Source organism: Streptomyces sp. SBT349, assembly GCF_001083795.1.
Lineage (GTDB): Bacteria > Actinomycetota > Actinomycetes > Streptomycetales > Streptomycetaceae > Streptomyces.
The window spans coordinates 1-1,894 of record NZ_LAVK01000613.1 but is presented as its reverse complement, the minus strand read 5'-3'; the positions used below and the strand labels follow the sequence as shown (position 1 = coordinate 1,894).

Genomic DNA, 1,894 nt, shown 5'->3' with positions numbered 1-1,894 from the left:
GAACGGCGGCGCGCGGGGCGGACGGGTCAGCGCCCGCAGCAGTCGGGTTCGAGCCCCGGGGGCAGGACGGCGCCGCCGAAGACGGCGCGCGTGGGCTCGTGCCCGGTGAGCGCGGCCACCGCGAGCAGCAGCGCCGCCGCGGTCCAGGTGGTGCGTTCCACCGGCCAGACCGCGTCGTCCGCGTAGACGTAGCCCGTCCAGTACAGGCCGTCCGGCGCGCGGAGATGGCGCGTCCAGCGCAGCATCTCCGCGGCGCGCTCCGGCTGTCCCGCCGTCCACAGCGCCAGCGCCAGCTCGGCGCTCTCGCCGCCGGTGACCCAGGGCCGCTCCCGCACGCAGCGCGTGCCGAGCCCCGGCACCACGAACTCCTCCCAGCGCGCGGCCAGCCGGGCCCCGGCCTCGGCCCGCGGCACGGCGCCGGCGAGCACGGGGTAGTACCAGTCCATGGAGTAGCGGGACTTGTCGAGGAAACGCTCCGGGTGGCGGCGCACGGCGTGGCCCAGGCGCCCCGCCGCGAGCTCCCAGTCGGGCTGGGGGGCGTCCTCCAGGTCGGCGAGGGCCAGCGCGCAGCGCAGCGCGTGGTAGCAGGAGGAGGAGCCGGTGAGCAGGGCGTCGGCGACGGCGGTGCCGTCGGGGTCGCGGCGCCAGCCCAGCTGGCCGCCGTCGCGTTGCAGCGCCAGCACGAACTCGGTCGAGGCGCGCACGGCGGGCCACATGCGCCGCCTGAACGCGTCGTCCCCGGTGGCGAGGTAGTGGTGGAGCACGCCGACGGCGGGGTAGGCGCAGAAGTTGCTCTCGGCGGCCAGGTCGGTGGGGCGGGCCGGGTCGCCCTCCGCGTAGGCCGCGTACCAGGAGCCGTCGGCGTTCTGGTGGCGGGCCAGCCAGTCGTAGGCGGCGGCGGCCCGTCCGTGCTCCCCCGCGGCGTCCAGGGCCATGGCCGCCTCGACGTGGTCCCAGGGGTCGAGGTGGTGGCCGGGGAACCACGGGATGGCGCCGTCGGGTCGCTGGACGGCGGCGATGCGGGCCACGGTGGCGGCGGCCTCCGCGCCGGTGAGCACGCCGGGGAGCGCGAGCCGCGCGGCACGCCCCGCGGAGGGCTCCTGCGCCCCCGTGCGCTCCGGGGTGCTGGTCACGCGCGCCCCAGGCGGGGCTTGGTGGCGTAGGCCACGAAGCTCTTGCCCAGCAGCGGGTTGAGGGCGTGCTCGGCGGCGCGCGTGGCCAGCGGGCGCTTCATGAGGTCCCAGACCAGCAGCTTGTGGTAGGCGCGGACGGGCAGGGCCGTCTCGTTGTCCACGCCCATGGCGCACTTGAGCCACCAGTAGGGGGCGTGCAGCGCGTGCGCGTGGTGGGTGCCGTAGGGGCGCAGGCCCGCGCCGCGGAGCCGGGCGAGGAGTTCGCCGGCGCGGTAGATGCGGATGTGGCCGCCCTCGACCTGGTGGTAGGCGTCCGACAGCGCCCAGCACACACGTTCGGGGCCGTAGCGCGGCACGGTGACGGCGATCCGGCCGCCGGGGCGCAGCACCCGGACGGCCTCGGCGAGCAGGCCCTTGTCGTCGGGGACGTGCTCCATGACCTCCGAGACGATGAGGGCGTCGAAGGTGCCGTCGGGGAACGGGAGGGCGAGGGCGTCGCCGGTGAGGGCGACGGCCGTCGCGGTGGGCGGGGCCTCGCCCGCCTCCTCCATCGCCACGAGCCAGTCGGCGGTCTGGCGGACCTCGTCGTGGTCGCGGTCGAGCGCGACGACGTGGGCGCCGCGCCGGTAGCACTCGAAGGCGTGCCGGCCCGCGCCGCACCCCAGGTCGAGGACGCGGTCCCCGGGCGCGAGCGGGAAGCGGGTGAAATCCACGGTGAGCACGCGGTGTCGGCTCCTTATGCATCGGTACGGGGGCGGGAT

At 76.8% G+C, this 1,894-nt stretch carries 2 protein-coding genes; both read right to left on the bottom strand.

All coding sequences use genetic code 11. The annotated features are described in order from the left end of the window. Positions 1 to 26: 26 nt before the first annotated feature. Positions 27 to 1,133, bottom strand: coding sequence for a prenyltransferase (locus ADY01_RS35190; RefSeq protein ID WP_049580916.1), 1,107 nt, complete (start codon positions 1,131 to 1,133; stop codon positions 27 to 29). Continuing rightward, on the bottom strand, positions 1,130 to 1,855 hold the full coding sequence (locus ADY01_RS35185) for a class I SAM-dependent methyltransferase (protein WP_049580915.1): 726 nt from the start codon (positions 1,853 to 1,855) through the stop codon (positions 1,130 to 1,132). The genes ADY01_RS35190 and ADY01_RS35185 overlap by 4 nt, the downstream gene beginning before the upstream one ends. Positions 1,856 to 1,894: the final 39 nt, after the last annotated feature.